Below are 24,261 nucleotides of genomic sequence, written 5' to 3' on the forward strand. Positions count from 1 at the left end.
AAAGCACCCTCCGGGAACAATCCGGAAGGTGCTCTTTTTATGTTTCTGATAAAGGCTTCGTATTAGCTCAGTCCAGCGGCTTCATGGTGGGGATTTTTCTTGGTTTCACCGTGGCACGCTTCGTAGCGCTTCACGGTGCTGTTTTTTCAGCAGACCCCCTCATTCGTGATGCCCTGTAATGCTTCGTGATTCTCGTATATTTGCTGTCAATTTGCTGTCATCTCAAGAATTTTGCTGTCAGACAATCTGTCTCTCCAAGTCCTTCTCAAAATACATTCCATGTAGCAGCCAATCGTTCAAACGATTCCTGTTTTTTCTCCTCGGTCGCCTCGGCATAAATATCCATCGTGGTCTTAATATCCTTATGTCCCATGACCGATTGGATGACCTTCAGGTTGGTCTCCTGTTCGCAAAGCCTTGTGCAAAAGGTGTGCCGAAGATGGTGCGCAGAGAAATCCGGCAGAAGAACGGCTTCCCGGTGTTCCCTCTTCGCGCTGATTTCCTCTGTGGCATTATAATCGGAAACAATCCTTTTAATCGCCCGGTTGACAGACTGTGGATTGGGAACATTTCCAAAGCGGTTGCAAAAGATGAACCCGTGCATTCCGTCAATCTCCACATCGTTCCAGCCGTTCTCCAGCTGTTCTTCCCGCAACATTTCAAAGGCATCCTGCACAGAGTCAAGCATTGGAATGGTGCGCTCACCGGCTTTTGTTTTCGGCTTTGAGATATGCTGGACAGAGGTGCGGCTCTCCCCTACCGGATAATAGACCAGGCTATGGTTGATATGGATCACTCTGTTTTCACAGTCAATATCTTCCCAACGGAGGCCCAGCGCTTCCCCGATCCGGCATCCTGTACCCAGCAATATGGTGAACAACGGCCACCAGTGGAAGTACACCGGATGGTTGGCGACATGCTCCATAAAGGCCCGCTGCTGAGCCACCGTCAGAGCGTGGCGTATTCCGCTCTGATGGTCTGAATTTTTCTTAACCTCTGCCAGTACCCCATCTGTGGGGTTGTTCCGGATGATGCCATCACGAACCGCCAGCTGAAACGTCGGACGCAAAAGCGTATGGATGCTTTCCAGTGTGTTGATCTGCATCTCTTGCTGTTGAAGCAGGCAGTTGTAAAACTGAAGCACATCCGAGAAACGTATATCCGCGATCTTCTTGTTGCCGAAGGTGTTTCGGACAAAGCGGTCATAAATATACAGATAGTTGCTTCGGGTTGTCTGCCTGAGATTGGCTTTCAGCTTCATATACCGGTCAAACACGAAGTTCACCGTTGCTTTTCCGGCAATATAAATATCCAGACCGTCCAACTGGTTCTTGGTTAACTCTGCTTCCTTTTCCCTGAGTGTCACAAGGTCGTTTGCATAGATGTACTTGCGCCGTCCAAGCGGATCTGTATAGCAGTAGGAATACCGCTTGTCGGAACTTCTCTGCATCTCTCCTTTTCGCAGGGCCCTGCCCCGCAGATCTTTTCTTGTCTTTGCCATATCAATTCCTCCTCAAAAGGAGAAGGGCTCGATACTACTCACGTTTGGATATATATTTTTCCAACGCTTGCAAGACAACTTCCGTCACATTCATTCCATGGCGTTCAGCGTAAGCACAGATCCGTTGATACAAGGAATCATCGACGCGAACACTCAATATTTTCTTTTTCGGGTGTTCGCTTTTTGGTCTTCCCATATCCGCCATACCTGTTCTCACGCCTCCCTGTCTATAGGATACTTTTTGTATGACAAAAAGTCAAGAGTGTATCGAGCATTTTCTTTTCAGCCTGCCTGTAAAATCAGGCAATGTGAAAGGTTTCCAGATAATCCTCAAAAATCTCACAATTCACCAAAGCGAGCTTATCAATTTTATAAACCGCCTTGGCTTCTTTTGCCAGAGCCTGAAACTTTGTCAACCCCATGCTATACTTCTCTGCCCCTTCCTTGTAGCGGACAAATTTTTTGGAAGCCTTCTTGGCTTTCTCAACATCTTTTCGTGCATATCCCATGGTCACTTTCCCTTTCTACCTCGTATCGGTATCATTTGTTATTGGAGTTCTTATTTTGGATTATAGGTAAGTATGCAACAACGCAAGGGCCAGCAGCGGCGCGTCCTTTTGCATGGTTGCCTTGGTTCATGCGTTCAGCTGCCAGTACCACTTGTCACCCCTGCGGACACTGCGGATGTTCAGCCTGCCTTTGACAAGATTCACCGTCCGATCCTGAATGCCTTTGTTCTTGAAATGCTGGGTGATCTCCTGATTGGACACGGGGCCCTTTTCCAGCAGCCTAGGCAGTTCTTCCTCCACCTGCTGTTGCTTGGTGGGGGCTTCGGTCAGACTGTCGCAGCCGTTCAAGAGGGATTCCGCGTCCTCGTCCAGCTGTCGCAGCCATTCCACATGGTCGTTCAGCTCAAACAGCAGCGCCGGACCGGCAGCAGCCAGATTGCTTTTCACCGGCACCAGCACCCGCTGTGTGGGCGAACGCTGGTACCTCGTCACGGTCAGAATGGACCGCACAGCACCGGCAATGTCGATGGAACCGCTGGTTCGGTACAGGGCGCTGATGCCGCTCATCTTATTCATATGCGCCACAATGAGCACGGCGCATTTGGTGCGCTGGGCCATGGCGTACAGATTGCGGAATGCGCCCCGTACCTCGTTGGCCTGATTCATGCTCACCGTAGGGCCGATGTAGGCTGAAAGAGGGTCGAGAATCAGCAGTCGGGCATTCTCCTTCAGGATGCTTTGCTCCAGCCGGGGATCGTCGAAGGTCAGTGCCCGCTTTTCTTCATTGATGATCTTGATGCGGGTACAGTTGGCACCCGCGCTTTCCAGCCTCGGTTTGATCGTGTCGGCAATGCCGTCCTCCGAGGTCTGATACAGGATGTTGATGGGCTCCCGCTGGGCAGCTTCTTCAAAGGGAAGGCATTCCCCTTTGGAGAGCAGCGCTGCCAGTGACAGCACCGCCATGGTCTTGCCGCATCCGGGGTCCCCCTGTAATATGGTGATCTTCCCGTATGGGATGTAAGGATACCAAAGCCATTTCACTTCCTCTGCCTGGATATCCGCAAAACAGAGGATCTCTTGTTCGTTCACAAAAGTACCTCCTTCATGAAGTTCAAATAAAAGGCCGGTCCGCCAAATCCGTTCCTGTCCGGGTGTCTCCCCAACGTCGTCTCGCTCGCCCTGCGGGTCATGGCAAGATCGTATCTCCTTCAGTGGCCGGGTATTCAGTTTTCAAGGTTCCGTGGCAACAGAATATCACGTCTTGACCGCAAATGCTATACATGTTATGATGATTTCATGTAAAGACAAAATTACACGTTAATTTTCAAAGGATTACACGGATATATATCGTTTACACGTTATATATTGAAGCTCTTGCATTTGAGGAAAATCATTATGTCCACAAGTATTATCTTCCGTTTTGAAGGCGAAAAGCTATTAGAGCCTTTTTTGATTCCCCAATCCTTATTTACTCCTCAGCTTCAGGGAAACCCTGCTGCGAGGGAAATGCGCCGCCAGCAGGAGCGTACAGCCACGCATCTCCGCCTCAAGAACATTCGCCAGTACCGCGAAGTACTGGACAAAGCCTCAATAAGTGAGCCTCTGGATTCCAAATCGGAAAGAGATTCTGATTTTTCTTTCGGTAAGGAAACCGTGCTTGAATGGTTGCGGCGGTGGAGCGGCCGAATTTTTTCCGGCAAGCAATCGAAAGCGGCTGCAATGGCAACTTCTTCGGAAGAAGATTCTTCCCCTTTTACCGTAGAGCCGCAGACTAAGCCTACTTCTGTGCACAGACAACGCACAGCTTCTCTGCAGCGGGACACGATACTGGATCGATTGCTCTCTATGGACCTGCAGGAGTATATTGATTATCTCCGTAAACATCAGAAAAACATCTGGATGGAAGAGAGCTACCCTTTGGGGATGCTTGTGTTTGCAACATTGGATCTTCCCTGGGCGGAACTGGCGCAGGAAGCGAAGGCTCTTCTTGACGCTAACCGGGATGCAGAGATACCCATCAATCCAGATCTGTTTTCTACCGCTGATTGGCGGCATTATGTAGCGCCTGCTTCTTCTCCTACGGCGCCTGCGGCAGAAGTACACACAATAGCTGATGGCTTGGCTCACCCGGAGAAAAACCTCTATTGTCAGGTGGCAGAACTCTATAATAAGGTACAGGATGCTCTGCAAGATTACCCCGCTATGCAGAATCTACTGAAAGACTACTGCACCCAGGCAGCTTCCGATTTCTATCATCAGGCTTTGGTAAAGCTGAATTATATGGCTTTTCCGCAGGAAGATCTGGATCTGATCATAGAAAATAAGTTTGTAACGGTGGCCCAGCGCGAGCTGAACAAGGCATTTGCTTTGGAAAGTGCCGCTGAGTGTATCGAACGTTATCTGGATTCCTGGCCAGAACCAGATGCCGTTTTGGTACAATATGAAGATTCCGATGACAGAGAATACTCCGCTGCCGCCTATACTATTCTGAAGTTCCTGTGGGAACAGCTGAAAGGCTTGTCTGATTTCCAGTCCGGCCTGTCCGATTTGGTTGATTTCACTTTGGTGGCTGCCGATATGCAGCCTGACAAAGATGCTATGCAGAGATATGGTGATGCCTTACTACTGCGGTATTCCGGTATCAGAGCTGGAAACAAGCTATATGAGCAGCTTCACATGAAGATGCTTAGCCGATTGTCTCTGCCGGAGGAATCCCCCAAGGCCCGGAAGCATCCCGATATTACCAGTCGCAGCTACCTTGTGGCGGATAATCTGTCCGAGGCGGTAATGGCGGAGTTCTTGCAAATGTGCGGTCAACACAAAACAGCCCGTCGCTGCAAGCAGTGCGGGATGTTGTTCATACCGTTCAGTTCCACGGCCAAATACTGTGACCGCAAGGCGCCCAACGGTGGTCAGCGCACCTGCAAGGAAGTTGGTGCCGAGGAGACCGCTAAAAGCCGCACAGTAGATCCTGCAACTGCTCTATACACCAAGATTGGCAACAAGCTGAACGGCAGACTCAGCCGTTTTGTGGGTATGTCCGATACCAGCCGCAAAGCTACCATCACCCGCTGGCGGGCAGAAGTAAAGCCCCTGGTATCGCGGGCATCGGAACATCCCGAAACCTTTGATCCAGAGGCTTTTGATAAAGAACTATGCGCGATTTTTGATAGAATTCGGCAAGAGGAGACGGTCGAAGAACGCCGCAAGCAAAAAAGAAGCACAAGCAGACGCAAAGTTGGAGAGAAAGAACAATCTCTCTTTGCAAAAAAATGAAGTGGCCTCGATTTTTTAAATCGTTTCCCCAAGCAGAAGCAAAGTAAGCAAGCATTTCGAATGATTCAAGACGATCAAAAACGTCATTTTGCAATTTCAGAGCAATATGCACAAAGATCGTAAAACAATTTATACGAATTTTCTGCTTGACTCATTCCGCAAGAGCGTGTAAAATGTTAAGCAGAAAGGAGGAGCCATCATGTCTATTCTGGACTCTTTCACCGCTTACAATTTCAATGTAGGCGTCCCGTACATTTCCATCACAAGTAACGGCATCACGTTTAACAAGTCGGTCGTCATCAAATTAGGCTATCCCAAGTTCGTGGTGCTTTTGATTGACGAGAATGAGAAACGAATCGCGATTCAAGCATGCGAGGAAAGCGCAAAAAATGCAGCCGCTTTTTACAAAGAGAAAAAATCCAATGTAGTTTCTGTGCGGTGGAACGGTCGCGATCTCCTAAACACGTTTCAAGAGCTGATGGGATGGAATCTAAAAGAATCAAGTGGCTATCGCATCGATGGTGTACTTTTGAAAGAGGAGCATGCGATGCTATTTGATCTCAAGGAAGCGCATCCCCTTAGCTAGTTGTCCTGCGGCAATGTCCGCTTGACATAAAAAAGCCCCACTCGAGCTGGCACTCAAATGGGGTTTTGGCAAGATGTAGACATGGCAAACCACCATGTGCTAAACCTTTAACACCTTTAGTATATCGACCATGTTTGCCTCTTGCAAGCATTTCTGAGATTCGTCCCAGAAAAATCTGCTTGAAGGAGGTAGTTGCGATGGATGAGATTCGCAAAAGTGATGTCACGTACATCTACGTTGCGTTTATTACGCTTCGCAATGGCAAACGCATTTATGCCCGCCAGTACGGGCACAAAGCGTTCCGCATTGCGGTAAAGCATTGATGAATCCGTTGGGATGTTGGTGGTTTCATCCCTTTTTTCTGAAACCGAAAGGAGTTTCAATGAAAAAAGAATATCACATCACAAAGCGTCCAGATGGTAACTGGCAGTACAAAGAAATCCACAACACCAGAGCAACTGGTATTGCGTCCACACAAGAGCAGGCATTTAAGGAAGCTCGTGTGGTTGCAATTCATCAGAGTGCCGAGGTGGTTATCCATGGTGTTGATGGAAAGATTCGTGAGAAAAACTCATATGGTAATGATCCATTTCCGCCAAAAGGCTGAGTTTCTGGATAACTGATTTCTGAGTAGAAGCGAGAAGATTTTGTAAAAAATCTTCTCGCTTTTTTACTATAAAAATCTCCTCATAGTTTTCGCATTCTGATACGTATCATTTTCATTGCGCATTATCCGTCCACATCTCGCACTGGCTCATAACGGTCTTTACCGCATCTTCCATGCCTTCCGGCGGATATTTGTGCCGTTTCAGCAAGTGCTTCACCAACCTGCGCATTCCAGCGCGGGCACTTTCTTTTTTCTGCCAGTCAATCGTACGATTCTTACGCAATGCATCGGTCAGCTCTTTTGTGAGAGCGATTAGTTCATCGTGTTCATAGAAGTCCTTGATGGCCTGGGGTTTGGTTAAAGCATCATAGAAGGCCAGTTCTTCTTGGGTAAGGCCCAGCTTTTCGCCTTCCGCATTGGCAGCTGCAATATCTTTGGCCAGCTTCAGAAGTTCCTCAATGACCTGTTCATTGGTCAGCATCCCGTTGAGATACCGATTCATAGAACTCTGGATGATTTCGGAGAACTTTTCCGACTTCACCACATTGGTGCGACGATAGACGGAAACCTGCTCAGCAATCAACTTTTTCAGCAATTCTACCGCCAGGTTCTTCTCCTTCATGCGGGAGATCTCATCCAAAAACTTGGGATCAAACAAAGAAAATTCTTTTCCCACATCGGAGAACAGATTGATAACGCCCTCACTCTTGATGCTGTGCTTCAACAGATCATTGATACGCTGATTGACTTCCGGAAGTGTAAACTTCTTGCCAGTTCCACCGCCTGTCGTAAGGCGAACAAGCATGGTACGCACCGCTTCAAAATAGGCAGCTTCCAAGCGGGTTTTCTCATCTACCATGCTGCTGCACAGGGAAAGTGCCTGCTTGAGCAGCAGAGCTTCTTTGATGTAGACGTTCTGTGTCTTTTCCTTATCCGGCAAATTGTGCTCCGCCACCGATTTACCCAGCAGGAAATTAACGCCGCCGCTAATCATCCGTGCTTTTTCCAGGTCATCGCCGGTCATGAAGGCGGTGTAGTCAAAACCGTGGAACAGGTCGCGGCACACTTCCAGCTTTTCCAGGAACTTGGGATAAGCAGCTTTGCTCACGTCCGGATCGCCGTAGTTCTTTTTATCCCGTACGGTATAGTCGTTCATGGCCTGCTTGAGGGCCGCGGCAATACCAACATAGTCCACTACCAGTCCGCCTTCCTTATCGCGGAAAACGCGGTTCACTCTGGCAATGGCCTGCATCAAGTTATGCCCAGTCATGGGCTTATACACATACATGGTGGCGAGGGAGGGCACATCAAATCCCGTCAGCCACATATCCACCACGATGGCAATTTTCATGGGGGAATTGTTATCCTTGAACTTGCGGGCAAGCTCTTCCTTATGGGCCTTATTGCCGATAATTTCCCGCCATTCTTCCGGGTCGTTGTTGCCCTGGGTCATCACAACGCCCACTTTCTCGGTCCAATCCGGGCGCAGCTGGAGAATACGATTATAGATTTTCATGGCAATGGGGCGAGAGTAAGCTACAATCATGGCTTTGCCGGTGAGCAGGTTGGCCCGGTAATTCTCGTAATGGTCGAGGATATCATCCACCAGGGACGCGATGGTCTGGTCGGCACCCAAGATAGCTTCCATCTGCCCCAGTTCTTTCTTGCTCTTTTCGATGACATAGGGGTCCGCGTTCTGTGCCATCAAATCATATTCGGCATCGATCAAACGCAGGGTCTGCTCGTCCAGCTTCAAGTGGATAACGCGGCTCTCGTAGTAAACCGGGCGGGTAGCGCCGTCCTCCACCGCCTGGGTCATATCGTAGATGTCGATATAATCGCCGAACACTTCCCGGGTGCTGCGGTCTTTGGAGGAAATGGGGGTACCGGTAAAGCCGATGTATGTAGCATTGGGCAGGCTGTCGCGGATGATGCGAGCCGTGCCAATGGATGTTTTGACCTCCAGTTCGCCCTTTTCATTCCGTTTGGCGATGACCTTTTCGGTAAGACCGTACTGCCCGCGGTGGGCCTCATCCGCCATAACCACGATGTTCCGGCGTTCCGACAGTGGTTCGCCGGTTTCCTCGAATTTCTGCATGGTGGTGAAGATGATACCGTTTGCCTGACGGCCAGCCAACAGCTCTTGCAAATTCTGGCGGCTTTCCGCCTGCTGGGGAGTCTGACGCAGAAAATCCCTGCAACGGGAGAACTGTCCATACAGCTGATTGTCCAGATCGTTGCGGTCAGTGACTACAACGATAGTGGGGCTTTCCAGCGCTTTTTGCAGATAGTGGGCATAGAACACCATGGACAGGGATTTGCCGCTGCCCTGAGTATGCCAGAAAACGCCGCCCTTGCCATCAGTGACGGTGGCATGTTTGGTGGATTCGATGGCTTTTTTCACGGCAAAATACTGGTGATAGGCTGCCAAAACCTTAAAAGTATTGGCGCCGTCCACGTTGAAGCAGATAAAGTTCTGGAGAATATCCAGGAAGCGCTGCTTCTCGAAGATTCCTTCAAAGAAGGTATCGAACTGAGCGGTCTGTGTATTCTCGTAACTGCCGTCCTTTGTTTTCCAGGCCATGAAGCGGTCCTCTCCGGAGGTGATGGTGCCCGCCTTGGAGGTGGTCATGTCGCTCATAACGCAGACCTGATTGTAGATGAACAGGAACGGAATTTCGTGCATGTAGTTCCGCAGCTGACGATAAGCGGCGGAAGCATCGGTTTCCTCGCGGGAGGGAGATTTCAGCTCCACGACCACCAGTGGCAGGCCATTGACAAACAGAACGATGTCGGCCCGCTTTTCGCTGTTCTCAATGACTGTCCACTGGTTGATGGCCGTGAATCGGTTGTTTTCTGGATTCTGGTAGTCCACCAGATACACCAGGCCTGATCGTTCCTCGCCCTTCAACAGAAATTTCACAGGCACACCGTTTTGCAGATAATCGGTAAAGACCATGTTTTTCTGCAACAGAGATCCAGACTCAAAGTTTTTGAGCTTGTACACTGCGTCATCCAACGCCTCCCGGGGCATGGTGGGATTAACCGCCTGGAGCGCAGGCAGCAGTTCATCCTCATACAGCGGCGAGTGGTAGTCCCGCTCGATATCCGGGCCATAGACATAGGAATAGCCCAGACTCTGAGTAAAGAGCTGTAATACGGCGTTTTCGTAGTTGGATTCGGTGAAGGGCACGGTGGATCACCTCTTATAAATGGGTAAAAGTTGTTTATGCTTTTCTTCCTCTTACATCTGATAAACGATAATTTAGAGCAGCAAGCGCAAGCGCTGTTCTTTGAATACTTTGGACGGGTATCTCGCAATGCTCTGCCAGATGGTTGGCCTGCTGCAACGCTGGGTGATGTTGCCGTCATTTGCAACAAAAGCTTTAATCCAGCAAAAGAACCGGAAACCATGCTTGAACATTACAGTATCCCGGCTTTTGACGAAACACATTTCCCAGTGTTTGAGCTATCCACAAATATCAAGAGCAACAAGTTCAAAGTTGACGCTGATTGTTTCATGATTTCAAAGCTAAACCCGACAATAAAGCGGGTCTGGAAACCGTATTGCCTCACTGGAAAAGCGGTATGCTCCACAGAGTTCATAGTTTATAAAGCCAAAGATCAGGGCTATACGGATTTTCTGTATTCACTCATCGATAGTGATGATTTTTCTGCATTCATGTGCAGTCATGTTACTGGTTCTACAGGTAGTCGCCAGAGGACACCCCCCTCTGAAACCTTGCAATATTCTTTTGTTATGCCGGCCCGTGAAGATGTTGCTTTGTTTAGCTCTCTTGTGCATCCTATGTATGAGCAAATCCGGGTGAATGCAATTGAGAACGAGAAGCTGAAACGCCTTAGGGACAGCTTGCTGCCAAAGCTGATGTCAGGTACAGTCGATGTTTCAAGCATTCAGCTCTAAACCGCTAAATTATCGTTTATCTTCTCGTTGATTTCAATTTTGTCATCCAGCGTTGTCAGTACGGAGGCTATTTTGTCTTGCGTTGCAATATCTGGCAAGCAGATTGTCTCTTTATGAACAGTATTGCGGTTGATTCCAGGCACAGCACTCGCGGAGGTGAATTTCTCCCACCCTAAAGTTTTCAAAAAATAATAGATAAACCGGGGATTGTTCCCATGAAAGTCTTCAACATAAAGGGTTGTATTCAAAGGCCAGAAATCTTCATCTGCCATGAAAACCTGACCAATGGTTCCATATCGTCCAGTTATCACGCCGGGAGCTTTAACCATTGCGGTATCGTGCGTTCCGCTGATTCCAGACGAAGAAAAAATAGGGACACCTCCGTTTTTTCGCTTCTGCTGAGGTAAATCATACCCTCTTTTCAGAGTAATAAATTTGCCCAGTTCTCCTGTTTTCCAAGTTGTCATTTTTCACCATCCTATCCGATGTATTTTCTGTGTGCCAGCTTTACATTTTGTTGTTTCACCATCGCATAGTGCATGGTGGTATCGATCTTCTGATGCCCTAAAAGTTGCTGGACTTGTTCGATGGGCATTCCTTTGTCTATGGCTGAGGTGGCAAGCGTTCGCCGAAACTTATGCGGATGAACCTTTGTCAGCTTGAGCCGCTTTCCAAGTCCCCGCAGCATTACTTCTATGCCTCCGATCATCAGCCGGTCATGAGGGACTTTTAACGATACAAAGAGGGCAGGATTTGCATCTGTACGGCTTGCAAGGTAGTTCTGTAAATGTATCTTCGTGCGGGCATCAAAATACACCAGACGCTCCTTGTTTCCTTTTCCAATGACTACGCATTCTCGCTCATTAAAGTTGATATCTTCTCGGTTGAGCATAACCATTTCACCAACGCGCATACCGGAGGATGCAAGAAGATCAATGATGGCAAGATCTCGTGTGCATGAGCAGCTATCTCGCAGAAGCTCCAATGCTTCGTCCGAATAAGTATCCTTAACAACCTTCGCTGTTTTGACCTTGTGGATGCGTCGAACAGGACTTTTCATGATAAAATCCTCGTCTTCCAGCCATGAAAAGAAACTGGATAGAATACGCCGGATATTATCAATCGTCACCTTGCTCGAACCGCGCTGAACCTGATAGATGGTCAAGTACCGTCGCAAATCATCCGTTGTGATTTCTTGAGCTGTTTTGCCGATGCCGGTAAACATCGCTTCGATGGTCTTCCTGTAATAATGCAGGGTCTTTTCTGAGCAGCCTTCAATGCGTTTTGCAGAGATGAAGGCTTCTGTTAAATCCGTCTTTTGCACTTCCTCATGGGGGGTATCAAAACTGATCGTAGCATTCCGTAGTACCTCATTCAGAACTCTTTGGAGCTGCAATAGTTGTTTATTGTTGAGATGGGGCAGCATTTGTCGCTGTATCTCGTTGATCAGTTCATCTTTCATTGTCGTATCTCCTTTTCAGATTAAGAGAACGACAGTCAGTGGCAGTTCTTTTGGGATAATCTCTCGCCACTGATGAGAGTTGATTTAGGGAGGTAAACGATAATTTATCGGCTTAGATGCTGACATCAGAGACATCAATCTCACCAGACATCAGTTTCGGAAGCAAACTATCTCTCAGTGCAGCCAGAGATTGATTCTGCCGCTCCAACATTTGCTGTTGACCAAAGAGCGGGCCGCAAAACTCGTTGAATTTAGCAAGCGTTTCACTATCGGGAATAAGTGCAGGAACATCTTTCATGGTGCTGCCGGACACTTCCTTGAAAGTAGAGCCGGATGCCATGCCTTCAATGGTGGGCAAGGCGTTTTTCAAGAAGTAATAAACGAATGGTGTACCAATTTCCGCTTTTGGAACAACCGATTTGAACCCCTGATTTGTGGTAACCTCACCAGCAGCAATTGCAATGTAGCCTATAGGTGCGCGAGAGGAAAACAGGACTGTCCCCTCCGGCATTATGCTTGCACTGCTGTTTTTTAGGCCAAGCTCGGTGATGTCATTTTCACCGTGAGCGATAAATTTGGACTTGTTCACCGATAGGTCTTTAGGAGTAATCCAAGCTATACCATGTTCCGTGTAATATTCCGGCTTGGATTTTGAGGGGGTACTACCGCCAACAACTGTGCCAAGATCGCTGATAGTCCCTTTACGCCATTTGAAATTGACATTTTCGACGAACAGCTTTTGAAAAAGAGTTTGCGCTTGCTGCTCTAAATTATCGTTTATCTGTATATTGACCTTTATTTTGCCGTCAATCCTTGAAAGAAGCGAACAAATCTTTTCTTGCTCGTCAATGGCAGGATATTGTATTGGCATTCTCTTGAAATCCTTGAGAATAATACGGGGAATAGCAGACCCGGAACCATAATTATCTCGAACGTGCTGTTTGAAACTTGGCGTTTTCATTAGATAGTAAAGGAACTCTGACACTATTTCCTGTGGATTACAGCGCAAAATTGCGATAGATGAAAGCAATGCAGGGTGTTCCGGCTGGTCATATATAATTATGTCTTCAAAATAACGCGCCCCATCCTTTCCCACTAAAATATCTCCTACCTTGGGAACGCACCCATTGCGTTTCAGCGCAGCATAATCTTCTGAGCTTATTCTTTTACATGAGCTAAAGTCAAAACCGTAGGGGGTAAAATCTTTAACCGAAACCATATACTCCCCAGTATCGGTGCTCTTCGGGCTTGAATGTGATCCATCAGTGACAAGCAAACACGCCTCACCGATAGTTGAGCTTTTCCACTCAGATTTCATACCCAATCGCCCCCATTCGCTCCTTGATTTGCGCCTCCAGTTCGTGGGATTTCCGGAATAGCTCGGACAGCTCCTTGGTCAGTCGGTCCATCTTTTCCTCGAAAGGTTCGCCGTCATCCTGCTGTTCCTCAATGCCTACATACCGGCCAGGGGTAAGGATATAATCCTGCTTGGCAATCTCCTCGGTGGTAGCTACAGCACAGAAGCCCTTGACGTCTTCCAGTGTACCGTCCGCAAAGGCATTGTAGGCATCAGCTAGCTTCTGGATGTCCTCATCGGTCAGCTCCCGCAGTTTGCGGGTAACCATAGTGCCCATCCTCCGGGCATCAATGAACAAAGTCTTGCCTTTTTGCTTTTTGTTCTTAGCCAGAAACCACAGCGAAACGGGAATCTGGGTGGTGTAGAACAACTGGGACGGCATGGCCACAATGCAGTCTACCAAATCCGCATTGATGATGTTCTTGCGGATTTCGCCCTCGCCGCCGCTCTGGGAGGACAGGGAGCCGTTGGCCAGCACCATACCGATACGGCCACCCGGTGCCAGATGCCAAATCATGTGCTGCAGCCAAGCAAAGTTGGCGTTGCCTGCGGGCGGCGTACCATACTGCCAGCGCACATCGTCCAGCAGCTTCTCCTGACCCCAGCCGGACAGGTTGAAGGGCGGGTTTGCCATGATGAAGTCCGCTTTCAGCTGAGGGTGGCAATCATTAAAGAAGGTATCGGCGTTGAACTTGCCCAGGTCGGCCTCAATGCCACGGATAGCCAGGTTCATCTGGGCCATCTTCCAGGTGGTGGGGTTGGAGTCCTGGCCGAATACCGAAATCTTGTTGATGTTGCCGCCGTGGTTCTCGATGAACTTGGCCGACTGCACAAACATACCACCGCTGCCGCAGCAGGGGTCATACACGCGGCCATTGTAGGGCTGCAAAATTTCCACTAGCGTGCGCACCACGCAGGACGGCGTATAGAATTCACCGGCCAGTTTGCCTTCCTGCTCGGCGAACTTGGACAGGCAGTATTCATATGTACGGCCCAGGATATCCTTGCTGTCGCCATGCTCCACCATCTGGATATTGGTGAACAGGTCTACTACCTCGCCCAGTCGGCGCTTGTCCAGCTCCGGGCGGGCAAAGTTCTTGGGCAGGATGTCTTTCAGCCGTTTGTTCTCCTTTTCAATGCTGCGCATGGCCTCGTCAATGACCGTTCCGATCTCCGGCGTATGGGCCGCAGCGGCAATCACACTCCAGCGGGCGTTCTCCGGCACAAAGAAGATATTCTCGGCAATATATTCGTCTTTATCCTCTTCAAAGCCGTCACCCTCGGCCACCAGTTCCTGGTGCTTGGCCTCAAAGCGGTCAGAGATATATTTCAAGAAAATCAGACCCAGCACGACGGATTTATACTCTGAAGCGTCGATGTTGCCGCGCAGTACGCAAGCAGCGTCCCAAATTTGCTTTTCAAAACCAATGTTACTGGTATTTTTATCTGCCATAGAATGTGTTCTCTCACTTTCTTGTGTTTACTTGTTTCTGTGGGATGGGATGTTAGGTATTCTCCTTATCATCCGGCACAATTTCCATGATATCCTCAATCCTACAATCTAATGCCGTACAAATTTTCAAAAGGATTTCGGTTGTAACATGGCCATTCTTTCCCATTTTGGTGATGGAAGCAGAACTGATTCCGGCCTGTGCACATAAATCTTTCTTTTTCATGTCTCTGTCAATCAAAAGCTTCCAAAGCCTTTTGTAACTAACGGCCATAGAAAAAAGAGCCTCCCCCTCACAATAAAAAATGCTCTGCCTGACAGCAGAGCATTTTTCTTGCAGTCTTGCTGCCAATAGTCTATTCCAACACCTGACAGCGTTGTAATTAATGATAACATAATCAACAAGGATTCGCAAGAATAATCATGCGTTTGCAAGATTTTTATGTGCCGATCACCACACACTGCAGCTGGTGATTATCTCTAAAAATTATCATGTTAGTTTCTGCACAAAAGGATACCGCTCAATCTTTTGGCTTTGCATCTGTGGTTATAAAAGACTGCTCTGAAGCTTCTTTTTATTTGCGTATTCAAACAGCTTTTGCGTATTACTGCCTGGATGGCGAATATACGCAATAAGAAAATGAACGTGATCTACGACAGACCGATTTGCCCTGACAATAGCTATACGTCGTGGGACTCTCTCCAGCCCCTCCGGATAGAGACTACCGTCAAAGCCTTCCGGGGCCTTAACTTTCTGCTCTGCCGGGTGGTATGGCAGTAAAAGCCAAAGGAATATTTCCGGGTGAATCTGCTTTGCAGTTACCAAAGCCCTTGCTGCCATGCGATCAAAATTTCCATAGCGTCCCACGATAAATTCGGTTACGTCCAGTTCGGTGATATGCCGTTCAATTTCTCTTTGCAACGCGGGATAAATGCTCTCAGGAGCATCATGGTGGCCAATCAGAAAACAGCGCTTTTTATCCATCTGAAAATCACCAACCCTTTTGAGTTATATTAACTCAAAAGGGTTAATCTTTTCAATAGCAAACGGGTATCATTTTCTTGGAAGTGAGGTGATACCCTTGAACATCGGTGAGGCAGTCAAAGAGCGCATTCTGGAACTATGCCAAGAGCAGAACATCTCCATCAATAAGCTGTGCAACATGAGCGGTGTCACGCAATCTACTGTCAATAACATTATCAGCGGGCGAAACCGCAGCGCTACAGTTTCCACTATCAAAAAGCTGTGTGACGGCTTGGGTATCACTATCGAGGAGTTTTTCCATTCTGACTTATTCAAGGATCTGGAACAAGAACTGAAATAGCAAACAGCCCCCACCTGTTCATCCATACACAGGTAGGGGCTGTCGCTTATGTCACGTTACAAAGTTGGATTGTAGGCTTTTCTTACAGCGGCTCCGCATCGATCCAGTCAATGATACCGTACACGTTTGCCGCCAGAATGCAGCGCCAGACAGTGCGGTCACGGACCTTGGCAAAGTCGATCGTGCATTTGCGTGGTGCATAGCGCTCCCCGGCGCCGCGCCAACAAGCCAGGCGGAGCTTCTCGCCGGTGTCCAGATCGGTGAAGTAGCAGAACAGGCACATGTGCTTGCCCCAGGTGCGGTGATCAAGGCGCAGGCGGAAAGTACCGACCTTCTCAGGGCGCTGGTAGCGCTGCAGGTTGGCTTTCATGCGTTCTTCATAAGAGGTCAAAATGCCGTAGGGATTCATATTCGTTGTCCTTTCTGTGATTGGGTGGTTATCGTTCTTTCTGGTGGGCTGCGCGCTGCTGCTCCCGGTCATTCAATAGTTGGATATTCTCCCGCATACGTTTGACACGGGCGGGAATTTGCTGGGCTGTGTGCAGCTCCTTTCTTGTTTCGGTAATCTGTTTGGTCAGTTCATCCTTTTCCGCGTGGAGGGTCTCACACTCGGTCGGGTCGCGGCAGCGGCGCAGACGGTTGCGGCATTTGGTGCGCCGGGCCTCCAGGTCGGCCAGCTTCTGCTCCTGCTCCGACGCAAAAGCAGCTACCTCCTCTGCGGTATTCAGGGAATGCCGTTCCAGAAGATGCAGCTGCTTTTCGATTTCCGCCCAGCGGCGGTAATCTTCCCGCATTGCCGGATGCGGCGGGCGGTAGTTGGGTGTTGTGGTGGGCAATTTGCCCAGCAGGTAGCAGTAATACAGGTAGGTGCGGTAGATGCCAAATGCCTCCATGATGGCCTTCTGAAAATCCCGACGCAGTTTTTTGTAATGGGGATGCACCGGCGGATACCGCTTGTTGTAAATCTCGATGCGCTGGGATATCCCCATCACATGGTTCTGCCGGATGCGTTCTTCCATGGCCTGCAGGGTGTATTCCTCCCCCAGCGTCTGGAAGCGCACGGCACGGCGGTCATGGGGCAGCTTGATGGTGGCGTACTTGTGATTGGGGTTGAAGTCCACCTCGTAGCCCATCTTGCGCAGGATACGAGGCAGATCGCGGGGCGTCTCGCTGCGCAGGATGGCCAGATCAATGTCCTGGCGCATGACGTTATACCGGGTAGGTTCTCCGGCTTTTTCGGCCAGGTAGATGTTGCGAGGCACCCGGTGGGTGTCCTTTTTGTCTACCACCGAAAGCCCCTGTTCCCGGCAAAGTTCATCTGAGGCATCCTGCAGGGCACGATAGGTCTTTTTGCAGTCGTTGTACCGTTTGCCGTCTACGAAGGACACCGAGTTGATGACGAAGTGATTGTGGCAGCAGTCGGTGTTCAGGTGGGTGGCTACCAGTACCTGAAACCGGGCACCCCACACCCGTTTGGCCAGTTCCACCCCGATGGAGTGGCATTGCTCCGGCGTGACCTCGCCGGGGCGGAAACTCTGGTAGGCGTGGAAGGCCACCGTGCCGCCGGTCTTGCCGAACTGTTGCTTGGTCAGCTCCATCTGCTGGCGGGCAATCTCCGGTACACAGTTGATACCACTGACAAACAGCTGGCTTTCCCGGGTGGTTTTGGCGTCATTGGCGGCATATTGCAGCACGTCGCTCAGATCGTCCTTGCCCGCAGACAGGCCGGTCAGGTCCGGCAGGCGGGTCTTTTCTTCGTTTCCGGCATAACGTATGACCGCATCCAGACGCCCTTTCACGGGCCAGATCTTGGTGACAGCCATCTTTTTCACTCCTCCTTCTGCGGCACCGTAACAGCCCTCTGGATGGCCAGCAGCGTGTCCAGAATCTCCCGCTGCACCTCCGGCGTGTTGTCCTTTTGGTAGAGCACGGTGAGGGCATCCAGCACCTGCCGGTAGTCGGCGCTGGGCAGTTGCCGGGGCATCTGGTTGTGCAGCCGCATACGGATGTATTGGGAAAGTGTCAGCCCGCATCGGGTGGCCGCCTGTTCAAACAGTTTCTTTTCTTCCGCTGTCACCCGGATGTTCAGTTGCACGTTTCGAGTCAACATATTTTCACCTCCATATAGCAAAAGACCGGGCATCGCTGCTCGGTCTTTGCATTGTTGCGTTGTTGGATTTTTGGGGGTCATAGGGGCTGCGCCCCTTGCCAGCGTCCTGCGCTGGGGCGGCGTATGGCTTGCAAAAGCTATACAAAGCCAGTGCTCGTTACCCCTGCGGACAGGTCTTTTTGTACGGACTGAAAAGGAATCACTCCAGCGCGTCCCCGTACAGAAGGTCCGGCAGGACCGCTTCCTCGGCTGCACTCTTGATTGCATTCATGCGCCCTGCCCAGGCCAGCGGATCGGCCCGCTTGAGGGCTTCATCCACGCCCTGCTGGCGGACCATTTGCGCGATGGCATCTTCCACCATCTGCCGGGCGGTGGCGTCCACATCGGCCAGGTGGCTGTGCAGCGTACCTTCCAGAAGCATGAGGTCGAACAGGTTAGGACGATGTTCCCGGAGGAACTGCCGCCGCAGTTCGCCGTATTTGCCGATGGGGCGGCTGTCGGTTTCAGGTAGGATCAGATCGGGAATCAGATAGCCGTTGATCTCGGTGTAAGTCAGTTCCATGGTGTGCCTCCTTCAGCGTTCCTGAGTTCCTTAATTGCAATCATTGCAGGTGTTTTCTTTGCGTTGCTCTCTCAAATACGATTCAAAAATGCTCCTGCGAATCAGTACCTTCGTCCCGATTTTATAAATCGCACCAGCCTCGTGTGCCATACGGGTTAGAGGCTTCAGCCCCAAATCGTAATACGCACAAGCCATCGCATAGGTTACAAATTCATGGGCCATGAACTCCAGATCTTCATCATCAATCTGATCTGAAAACATCCACACATTTCCGCTCATTCTGCATCACCTCCCCGGTATTTGCCGGTAGCCGGTTCATGGAAACGCTCCAGATAGGCATCGAAGATCTCACGATTGATCAGGACGGTACTGTCAATCCGAAAAATCGCGCCCGCATCGCTGGCCAATTCCAGCAGCTTCTTGTGTGACAGACTGTAAATCAGTTCGGCCTGCTGATAGCGAATATACTCTCTGCGCAGTTTCCGCAGTTGAGCGGGAACTTCTTTCATGCTTTTAATCGGTTTGTATTGCTCTTTCATATAAGGTGCCTCCTGTTTTGATGGTGGGAATGTGTGGCAAAAGTTGACTGCAAACAAAAAAGCACTTCTCAGAAATCTTCTGAGAAGCGCTTTGGGGTTAATCCAAACCTGAGATTCGAATTGCCTGAAATTCACAACCGTTCGTGTGAATGCGTAATTCCTTGAAATTTTGCTGTCAAATTGCTGTCACAACGAGCTGTACATCACGCAGCGGGTACAATATATAGTGTTTTTTCTTTTTCAGAATGTCTATATAATGTGGTTTTACTGGTCGACGGGCTTCATCGTGGGGAACAGCAGGACGTCGCGGATGGAAGCCGAGTCGGTCAGCAGCATGACCAGACGGTCCACGCCGAAGCCCAGGCCGCCCGTGGGGGGCAGGCCGTACTCCAGAGCCGTGACGTAGTCGTAGTCCACCTGGGCCTTGCTGGAGGGGTCCAGCTGCTTGCGCTCTGCCACCTGACGCTCAAAACGGCCCTTCTGGTCGATGGGGTCGTTGAGCTCGCTGAAGGCATTGCCGAACTCGGTGGCGTTGATGAAGTACTCAAACCGCTCGGTGAACATGGGGTCATTGGGCTTGCGCTTGGCCAGCGGGCTGACCTCCACAGGATAATCGTAGATAAAGGTGGGCTGGATGAGGTTCTCCTCCACAAAGGCGTCGAAGAACTCGGCCAGGATGGCGCCCTTGGTGGGGATCTCGGGCAGTTCCACGTGATGCTCCTTGGCCAGGGCGACAGCCTCCTCGTCCGAAGCGACGGTGTCGAAATCAACACCGGAATACTTCTTGACGGCCTCCACCATGGTCATGCGCTCCCAGTGGGAGAGGTCGATCTCCTTGCCCTGATAGGGAACGGTGAGCGTACCGCAGACGTTTTGCGCAACGGTCTTCATCATCTCCTCCACCAGATCCATCATGCCGTGGTAGTCGGTGTAGGCCTGGTAGAGCTCGATGGTGGTGAACTCGGGGTTATGCTTGGGGTCCATGCCCTCGTTGCGGAAGATGCGGCCCACCTCGTAGACCCGGTCCATGCCGCCCACGATCAGCCGCTTGAGGTAGAGCTCGGTCTCGATGCGCAGGACCATATCCATGTCCAGGGTATTGTGATGGGTCAGGAAGGGACGGGCGGAGGCGCCGATCTCAAAGGGGGTGAGGATAGGAGTCTCCACCTCCAAAAAGCCCTTGCCGTCCAGGAAGCTGCGCAGCTCCCGCAGAATGGCGCTGCGCTTGACAAAGGTTTCCTTGACATCGGGGTTGACGATCAGGTCCACATAGCGCTGACGGTAGCGAGCCTCCCGGTCGGTGAGGCCGTGGAACTTCTCGGGCATGGGCAGCAGGCTCTTGGACAGCAGGGTGATTTCGCTGACGCGAACACTCAGCTCACCCATCTTGGTGCGGAACACCTCGCCCTTGCAGCCGATGATATCGCCGATGTCCAGCTTCTTGAATGCCGCATAGGGCTCGTCGCCCAGAACATCACGCCGCACAAAGATCTGGATATCCCCCTTGGCATCCCGCAGGTGGGCAAAGCTGGCCTTGCCCATCACGCGTTTGGACATCATGCGCCCGGCCAGGCAGACGATCTTGCCGGTCTCCGCCTCGGCGGGAAGGTCGGCAAATTCCTCTTTCAGGTCTGCCGAGAAGGCATCCTGAGGGTAGCGGGTGATGGTGAAGGGGTCCTGTCCCGCAGCACGCAGATCCGCCAGTTTCTGGCGGCGGACGGCAGCCTGCTGGCTGACATCGGCGTCCTGCTGAGGACGGTTGGCGTTATTTTGTTCCATACGACATTTCTCCTGTCCTGAAAATTGCTGTGCGGCAGGGCCTTAGCGGCTGCGGCTGACGCCCAGCACCTTGTAGGTGATAATGCTGCCGTTGGGCAGCGTGACATCGACGGAATCGCCGACCTTCTTGCCGATCAGCGCAGCACCCACCGGGCTCTCGTCGCTGATGCGGTTCAAATCCACATCGGCCTCGGTGGAACCGGTGATATCGTATTCCTCAGCCTCGTCCTCATCGTCGCCCTCGGCCAGGATGCGCACATGCATGCCGATGGAGACAGTGTCGTGAGACAGGGCGTTATCGTCAATGACGCGGGCGATCTTGAGGGTCGCTTCCAGGTCGGCAATACGAGCCTCCACCATGGCCTGCTCTTCCTTGGCGGCGTCGTACTCGGCATTCTCGGAAAGGTCGCCGTAACCGCGGGCAACCTTGATTTTATCTGCAACTTCCTTGCGCTTGACGGTGCGCAGGTTGTTCAGTTCTTCTTCCAGCTTTTTCAAGCCCTCATGGGTGACAACAACTTCTTTTGCCATAGCCGGTTTTCTCCTTAACAGTAAAAGTTGTGCGGCCCAAGCGGGCCGCACCAGTTGTTACATTATACTAGGGCTATGTGGCGTTGTCAAGTGATTTTCTTGTCAGGCGGCAGGACTTCCGGCAGCGGCGTGCGCGTGGGGACGCTGTTTTTTTATTCGACATCGGCGCGCCCTTGTGCTATAATATAGTGTCTGTATATTTTTATCTGCCCCGCCCTGTGCGGGGAGAGTATGGGGAGGTTCGTCCTTGGGCCTGCAAAGTCTTGGATATTTCGCCTTTCTGCCCGTAGCGGCGGCAGTTTACCTGCATCTGCCCCACCGCTGGCAGCCGGGCTTTCTTCTGGCGGCCAGCTGGGTCTTTTATCTTCTGGCTGCCCCCCAGCTGTTCGGGGTGACGCTGGGCATCACGGTGTTGAGCTATCTTCTTGCCCGGGCGCTGGAATCCCCCCGGCAGCGGCGGTGGCTGCATCTGGGCGTGGTGGTGCTCATTGCCATTCTGGCCTTTTTCAAATACGGCGACCTGCTCCGGCTGGACTGGGGCCTGCCCCTGCCCAAAATCGCCATGCCTCTGGGCATCAGCTTCTACACCTTTGCGGCCATCTCCTACCTGATCGACGCCGCCCGGGGCGACTGCCCGGTGGAACACAATTTCATCATCCACGCCCTCTTCATGAACTTTTTCCCCACCGTCATCTCGGGGCCCATCTGCCGGGCGGGAAGCCTCATGCCCCAGCTGGCGGCGGAGCATCGCTTTGACGAGGGCCGCACCATCGCCGCCCTGCGGCTGTTCGCTCTGGGCACCTTCAAGAAAGTTGCCGTGGCCGACGTGCTGGGCCTGCTGGTCAACGAGGTTTTCCCCAACTACCGCTCCTACGGCGGCGGCATGCTGCTGGTGGCGGCGGTGGCCTACACCTTCCAGCTCTACTTTGACTTCGCCGGCTACTCCGACGCCGCCCGGGCCTCCGCCCTTTTGCTGGGCATCGAGGTGCCGGAAAACTTCAAGACTCCCTTCTTTGCCACCAACTTTTCCGGCTTCTGGAACCGGTGGCACATCAGCTTTTCCTCCTGGCTGCAGGACTACCTCTTCATGCCCCTGGCCTGGGCGGACATCTCTCCCCTGACCCGGGGCCGCCGGGACCGGCTGCCTGTCTGGGTCTGCCTGTTCTGCGTCTTTTTCGTGTCGGGGTTCTGGCACGGCAACACCCTGCCCTTTGTGGTGTGGGGTATTCTGCAGGCGGTCTACCGCATCGGGGAGGAAGTGCTCCACCAGCGTCTGGGCAAGCCCAAAAAGCGGGCCCCCGCCTCCCGGCTGTGGGGCAAGCGGGCCGTCGTCTTTGTGCTTTGGACCTTCAGCATGGTCTTTTTCCGGGTGGGCTCGGACACCACCGGCCTGGGCATGTCCGACTGCTTCGGCTATCTGGCCGGGTGCCTGTCGGGACTCTCCCCCGTCCGCTTTGTCTCGGAGCTGTATTCCGCCGTCTACAACGGCTTCTACCCCCATGCCCTCATGGTGGCCGCCTACTATGTCCTGGTGCTGGCGGGTCTGGTGCTGGCCTTCCGGCTGGACGCCTGGCGGGCCTTCTCCTGCAAAAACCGTCCGTCGGAGCAGGCCCTGGCCGCCATGCCCCGCCGCCGGCTCATCTACTATCTGCTGATCGTCTTTATCCTGGCCGGGCTCATCGTGCAGAGCGGCGGCTTCGGGGGCAGCAACTTCAGCATGTACGCCGGGTTCTGACCCGCCATCATACCGAAAGGAGGCGCCGCTGCCTGTGAAACATATCCTGCGAAAAACCGCGCCGCTTTTGATCCCGGTGGTGGTCTGGCTGGCGTTTTTCATCGCCTTTGAACCCAACAACTACTTTGGGCTGAAATCCTCCGCCTCGTCCACCCAGCCGGTAGCCCGGGTGCGGGAGTATCAGGCCGACCCCGGCACCAACCTGATTCTGGGAGACAGCCGTCTGGCCCACATTGATCTGGACCAGGCCGCCGAAGCCTCCGGCAAAGAGTGGCAGAATCTCGCCTTCGGCGGGGCGTCCCTCAAGGAGACGCTGGACCTGGCCGACTATATCCTGGATTCGGGCAACGAGGTGGACGAGCTGTTGTTCAGCCTGTCCTTCTACACCCTGAACCAGAACTACAACACCGACCGCTTTGCCTCGCTGGAGGAAACGCTGAACAATCCCCTGGCCTACTGCTTCAATCTGGAATACAACGTCAACGCCCTCACCGTGTTCCTGGACACCTTGCGGGGTACCCCCGACACCATCGAGTCGGGGGACTGGGGCCCGGCCGACTATGTGGGAGACAACGGTGAGACGCTGCCGCTGCACTACAAGCTCTACACCTACCCTCAGAGCCTGATCCCCCGGTGCAAAGACTGGTCCCTCACCGACCAGTTTGACCGCATCGCCCAGCTGGCCGCCCGCTGCAAGGAGGAGGGCGTGAAGCTGACGGTGGTATTGCCTCCCATGGCGGACATTGTACTGACTGAAGTATGCGAGCCCTACGGCATCGACACCGCCATGGAGGGGGAGGTCCTGCCTCAGCTGGAGGCATGGAGTGAGGAATACAGCTTCACCCTGCTGGACTACGAATGGACCGACCGGCCCGACTTCGACGACGACACCCAGTTTTACGACGGCTTCCACCTGGACGAGGTGTACGGCCTGCCGGTGTGGGTGGACCAACTGTTTGCCCGGCTGAAATGACCGGGTGTGAGATCTGCGGCGCATCCCGCGGAGG

The 24,261-nt window shown here is 51.8% G+C and carries 27 protein-coding genes; 8 read left to right on the top strand and 19 right to left on the bottom strand.

Features of this window, described 5'->3' with window-relative positions:
* Positions 1–265: 265 nt before the first annotated feature.
* From INF35_RS06525 to INF35_RS06540, 4 genes are all read right to left on the bottom strand, one after another.
* On the bottom strand, positions 266–1,501 hold the full coding sequence (locus INF35_RS06525; RefSeq protein WP_193500798.1) for a tyrosine-type recombinase/integrase: 1,236 nt from the start codon (positions 1,499–1,501) through the stop codon (positions 266–268).
* 34 nt (positions 1,502–1,535) lie between these two features.
* A complete protein-coding gene (locus INF35_RS06530) occupies positions 1,536–1,706 on the bottom strand; it encodes a ribbon-helix-helix protein, CopG family (RefSeq protein ID WP_193500800.1) in 171 nt (56 codons plus the stop codon).
* 94 nt (positions 1,707–1,800) lie between these two features.
* The gene (locus INF35_RS06535; protein ID WP_007047382.1) at positions 1,801–2,010 is read right to left on the bottom strand and encodes a DUF6462 family protein; all 210 of its coding nucleotides are present in this window, start codon (positions 2,008–2,010) and stop codon (positions 1,801–1,803) included.
* A 126-nt stretch (positions 2,011–2,136) separates the two neighbouring features.
* The gene (locus tag INF35_RS06540) at positions 2,137–3,099 is read right to left on the bottom strand and encodes an AAA family ATPase (RefSeq protein ID WP_193500802.1); all 963 of its coding nucleotides are present in this window, start codon (positions 3,097–3,099) and stop codon (positions 2,137–2,139) included.
* 306 nt (positions 3,100–3,405) lie between these two features.
* Here INF35_RS06540 and INF35_RS06545 point away from each other — a divergent pair, with 306 nt between their 5' ends.
* From INF35_RS06545 to INF35_RS06555, 4 genes are all read left to right on the top strand, one after another.
* Positions 3,406–5,286, top strand: coding sequence for a DUF6076 domain-containing protein (locus tag INF35_RS06545; protein ID WP_193500804.1), 1,881 nt, complete (start codon positions 3,406–3,408; stop codon positions 5,284–5,286).
* Positions 5,287–5,485: 199 nt separating this feature from the next.
* Positions 5,486–5,872 carry a hypothetical protein gene (locus tag INF35_RS06550; RefSeq protein WP_193500806.1) on the top strand — a complete coding sequence of 129 codons (387 nt, stop codon included), beginning with the start codon at positions 5,486–5,488 and terminating at the stop codon, positions 5,870–5,872.
* A gap of 197 nt (positions 5,873–6,069) precedes the next feature.
* Positions 6,070–6,195 (top strand): hypothetical protein, encoded by a 126-nt coding sequence (locus INF35_RS13960; protein WP_007047387.1) that lies wholly within the window; start codon positions 6,070–6,072, stop codon positions 6,193–6,195.
* A gap of 59 nt (positions 6,196–6,254) precedes the next feature.
* A complete protein-coding gene (locus INF35_RS06555) occupies positions 6,255–6,479 on the top strand; it encodes a DUF2188 domain-containing protein (protein ID WP_007047388.1) in 225 nt (74 codons plus the stop codon).
* Between the two features lie 112 nt (positions 6,480–6,591).
* Here INF35_RS06555 and INF35_RS06560 read toward each other — a convergent pair whose 3' ends face one another.
* Positions 6,592–9,672 (bottom strand): type I restriction endonuclease subunit R, encoded by a 3,081-nt coding sequence (locus tag INF35_RS06560; RefSeq protein ID WP_193500808.1) that lies wholly within the window; start codon positions 9,670–9,672, stop codon positions 6,592–6,594.
* A 36-nt stretch (positions 9,673–9,708) separates the two neighbouring features.
* On the opposite strand from INF35_RS06560, the gene INF35_RS06565 reads away from it, so the two are divergent.
* Positions 9,709–10,404, top strand: coding sequence for a restriction endonuclease subunit S domain-containing protein (locus INF35_RS06565; protein WP_193500810.1), 696 nt, complete (start codon positions 9,709–9,711; stop codon positions 10,402–10,404).
* Here INF35_RS06565 and INF35_RS06570 read toward each other — a convergent pair.
* From INF35_RS06570 to INF35_RS06595, 6 genes are all read right to left on the bottom strand, one after another.
* Complete coding sequence (locus INF35_RS06570; RefSeq protein WP_193500812.1) at positions 10,401–10,871, bottom strand: restriction endonuclease subunit S; 471 nt, start codon at positions 10,869–10,871, stop codon at positions 10,401–10,403. The genes INF35_RS06565 and INF35_RS06570 overlap by 4 nt on opposite strands.
* Positions 10,872–10,882: 11 nt before the next feature.
* Complete coding sequence (xerA, locus tag INF35_RS06575) at positions 10,883–11,866, bottom strand: site-specific tyrosine recombinase/integron integrase (protein WP_193500814.1); 984 nt, start codon at positions 11,864–11,866, stop codon at positions 10,883–10,885.
* A 112-nt stretch (positions 11,867–11,978) separates the two neighbouring features.
* A complete protein-coding gene (locus tag INF35_RS06580) occupies positions 11,979–13,184 on the bottom strand; it encodes a restriction endonuclease subunit S (RefSeq protein WP_193500816.1) in 1,206 nt (401 codons plus the stop codon).
* Entirely contained in the window at positions 13,174–14,676 is a 1,503-nt protein-coding gene (locus INF35_RS06585; RefSeq protein ID WP_193500817.1) for a class I SAM-dependent DNA methyltransferase, read from the bottom strand. Before INF35_RS06585 ends, INF35_RS06580 begins: the two co-directional genes overlap by 11 nt.
* Positions 14,677–14,728: 52 nt before the next feature.
* Positions 14,729–14,947: a helix-turn-helix domain-containing protein gene (locus INF35_RS06590; protein WP_193500818.1), complete on the bottom strand. Its 219-nt coding sequence runs from the start codon at positions 14,945–14,947 to the stop codon at positions 14,729–14,731.
* Positions 14,948–15,220: 273 nt separating this feature from the next.
* On the bottom strand, positions 15,221–15,658 hold the full coding sequence (locus tag INF35_RS06595) for a hypothetical protein (protein WP_193500819.1): 438 nt from the start codon (positions 15,656–15,658) through the stop codon (positions 15,221–15,223).
* 88 nt (positions 15,659–15,746) lie between these two features.
* Between INF35_RS06595 and INF35_RS06600 the strand changes: the two genes are divergently transcribed.
* Positions 15,747–15,998, top strand: coding sequence for a helix-turn-helix domain-containing protein (locus INF35_RS06600; protein ID WP_320415301.1), 252 nt, complete (start codon positions 15,747–15,749; stop codon positions 15,996–15,998).
* An 82-nt stretch (positions 15,999–16,080) separates the two neighbouring features.
* Here the strand turns inward: INF35_RS06600 and INF35_RS06605 are convergent, their stop codons facing one another.
* The 8 genes from INF35_RS06605 to greA form a co-directional block, all read right to left on the bottom strand.
* Positions 16,081–16,407: a hypothetical protein gene (locus INF35_RS06605; RefSeq protein ID WP_193500820.1), complete on the bottom strand. Its 327-nt coding sequence runs from the start codon at positions 16,405–16,407 to the stop codon at positions 16,081–16,083.
* Positions 16,408–16,435: 28 nt separating this feature from the next.
* A complete protein-coding gene (locus INF35_RS06610) occupies positions 16,436–17,821 on the bottom strand; it encodes a relaxase/mobilization nuclease domain-containing protein (RefSeq protein ID WP_193500821.1) in 1,386 nt (461 codons plus the stop codon).
* A 5-nt stretch (positions 17,822–17,826) separates the two neighbouring features.
* Positions 17,827–18,108 (bottom strand): plasmid mobilization protein, encoded by a 282-nt coding sequence (locus tag INF35_RS06615; protein ID WP_235983152.1) that lies wholly within the window; start codon positions 18,106–18,108, stop codon positions 17,827–17,829.
* Between the two features lie 199 nt (positions 18,109–18,307).
* Positions 18,308–18,670, bottom strand: coding sequence for a TnpV protein (locus tag INF35_RS06620; protein WP_193500823.1), 363 nt, complete (start codon positions 18,668–18,670; stop codon positions 18,308–18,310).
* Between the two features lie 30 nt (positions 18,671–18,700).
* The gene (locus INF35_RS06625) at positions 18,701–18,949 is read right to left on the bottom strand and encodes an excisionase (RefSeq protein ID WP_193500825.1); all 249 of its coding nucleotides are present in this window, start codon (positions 18,947–18,949) and stop codon (positions 18,701–18,703) included.
* Positions 18,946–19,209, bottom strand: coding sequence for a DUF6462 family protein (locus tag INF35_RS06630; protein ID WP_193500827.1), 264 nt, complete (start codon positions 19,207–19,209; stop codon positions 18,946–18,948). Before INF35_RS06630 ends, INF35_RS06625 begins: the two co-directional genes overlap by 4 nt.
* A gap of 264 nt (positions 19,210–19,473) precedes the next feature.
* The gene (gene lysS / locus INF35_RS06635; protein ID WP_193500828.1) at positions 19,474–20,988 is read right to left on the bottom strand and encodes a lysine--tRNA ligase; all 1,515 of its coding nucleotides are present in this window, start codon (positions 20,986–20,988) and stop codon (positions 19,474–19,476) included.
* A 42-nt stretch (positions 20,989–21,030) separates the two neighbouring features.
* Positions 21,031–21,519 (bottom strand): transcription elongation factor GreA, encoded by a 489-nt coding sequence (greA, locus tag INF35_RS06640; RefSeq protein ID WP_193500829.1) that lies wholly within the window; start codon positions 21,517–21,519, stop codon positions 21,031–21,033.
* 247 nt (positions 21,520–21,766) lie between these two features.
* Here greA and INF35_RS06645 point away from each other — a divergent pair, with 247 nt between their 5' ends.
* A complete protein-coding gene (locus tag INF35_RS06645; protein WP_193500830.1) occupies positions 21,767–23,254 on the top strand; it encodes an MBOAT family O-acyltransferase in 1,488 nt (495 codons plus the stop codon).
* 34 nt (positions 23,255–23,288) lie between these two features.
* Complete coding sequence (locus tag INF35_RS06650; RefSeq protein WP_193500831.1) at positions 23,289–24,227, top strand: hypothetical protein; 939 nt, start codon at positions 23,289–23,291, stop codon at positions 24,225–24,227.
* Positions 24,228–24,261: the final 34 nt, after the last annotated feature.

This window comes from Gemmiger gallinarum (assembly GCF_014982805.1).
Lineage (GTDB): Bacteria > Bacillota > Clostridia > Oscillospirales > Ruminococcaceae > Gemmiger > Gemmiger gallinarum.